The organism is Kineococcus vitellinus (genome assembly GCF_009906315.1).
GTDB classification, from domain to species: Bacteria; Actinomycetota; Actinomycetes; order Actinomycetales; family Kineococcaceae; genus Kineococcus; species Kineococcus vitellinus.
On the sequence record NZ_JAAALL010000510.1, the window covers coordinates 1 to 1,680 of the forward strand.

The window sequence follows — 1,680 nt, forward strand, 5'->3', positions numbered from 1 at the left end:
CCGCCCGCGCGGCGCCCGGAGGCGGCCAGCAGCCCCGCCAGCCAGGCGCGCGCCGGCGCCGGCGGGCCGCCGAAGGCCGCGACGTCGACGGCGACCACGGCGTCCGCGTCCGCCGGCGTCGCGGTGCGCACCGCGACGCCGGCGGGCAGCGGCGCCGGGCGCAGGTCCTGCGCCGGCAGGCCCATGAGGCGCTGCTCGAGCAGGAGCCGCCCGCCCTCCCAGCCGCGGAGCGCCGGCACCCGCCAGGCCCACGGCAGCTCGCGCTCGGCGAACCAGCGGGCCACCGCGGCCTCGTCGACGGCGGAGGCGTCGGTGAGGTCCGCGCCGTTGTGCTGGGGGTGCGGCAGCCCGCTGGCGGCCAGCCGGGCGCCCGGCAGCTCGGCGCTCGCGCCGCCCGGGCGCAGGCGCGCCTGCTCGGCCCAGGCGTCGGCCTGGGCGTGCAGGACGAGGCTCGCGAGGTCCACGGCGCCCATGCTGGCTGCTCGCCGCGGCGGGCACGAGCGGATTTCTCCCGGGCGCCGGACGGCTGCGAGACTCAGCGTGATGGTTGACGACGGTGCGCGCAGGCGGGCGCTGGTGCTCGCGCTGTCGCTGACGTGGGTGGTGGTGCTGACCGTCACCCAGCACGTGGCCGACGGCCGGCTGGTCGTGGTGCCGTGGCTGGCGCTGGCGGCCTTCGTCGCCTCGCTCTACACCTCCTGGCGGGCCACCTCGCTCGTGGCCGGCGCGGCCACCGCGGCCGTGGCGCTGCTCAGCGCGGACGCCGGGGACCTGCCCGGCCGCGACGGCCTGGTGCGCGTGGCCGGCAGCGCGGCGCTGGCGGTGATGGCCGTGCTCAGCGCCCACGTGCGCGCCCGCCGCGAGCAGCACGTGCGGCAGGTCACCGAGGTCGCCACGGTCGCGCAGACCGCGATCCTGGCCCCGGTCCCCGCCCGCGTCGGCCACCTGGACCTGGCCTCCCGCTACCAGTCGGCGAGCGCGCACGCGCTGGTCGGCGGGGACCTGTTCGACGCGGTGGCCACGGAGGGGTCGGTGCGCGTGGTGCTCGGCGACGTGCGCGGCAAGGGGCTGCCCGCCGTGCACACCGCCGCGGCCGTGCTGTCGGCCTTCCGGCACAGCGCGCCGCAGCCGGACGTCTGCCTGGCCGAGCTGGCGCGCCGCGTGGAGGCGTCCGTGGCGCCGCGGCTGGCGGCGGAGGACTTCGTCACGGCCGTCTTCTGCGAGGTCTGCCCGGACGGCCGCCTCGACGTGGTGCTGTGCGGGCACCCCGCCCCGCTGCGCGTGGGCGCCGACGGGGTCGTGGCGGCGGTCGGGGAGCACCGCAGCCCACCGCTGGGCCTCGGCGTGGAACCGCTGGTGGAGACCGGCCGGCTCGGCGGGCGCGAGCGGCTGCTGCTGTTCACCGACGGCCTGGCGGAGGCGCGCGACGCGGCGGGGCGCTTCTTCGACGTGGAGGCCGCCGCGGGCGCGCTGGCGGCCGGCGGCGACCTGGACGCGGCGCTGGAACGCCTGCTGGAGGACGTGCGCGAGCACGCCGGCGGCCGCATCGACGACGACCTGGCGCTGCTGCTGCTGCAGCGCCGATCCTCGTGAGCCGATCCTCGTGAGCCGGCCCGGGGTGGACCGGCCCGGGGTGGGCTGAGCCGGGCGGGTTCCCCGCCGGGCGCCCCGCGGCTACGG

The 1,680-nt window shown here is 79.8% G+C and carries 1 protein-coding gene and 1 pseudogene; one reads left to right on the forward strand and one right to left on the reverse strand.

The window, feature by feature from the left end; translation table 11 throughout:
• Positions 1 to 464 (reverse strand): annotated as a pseudogene (locus GTQ99_RS22950) (hypothetical protein); the annotation flags it as partial.
• A 79-nt stretch (positions 465 to 543) separates the two neighbouring features.
• On the opposite strand from GTQ99_RS22950, the gene GTQ99_RS22955 reads away from it, so the two are divergent.
• Positions 544 to 1,593: a PP2C family protein-serine/threonine phosphatase gene (locus GTQ99_RS22955; protein ID WP_166617973.1), complete on the forward strand. Its 1,050-nt coding sequence runs from the start codon at positions 544 to 546 to the stop codon at positions 1,591 to 1,593.
• Positions 1,594 to 1,680: the final 87 nt, after the last annotated feature.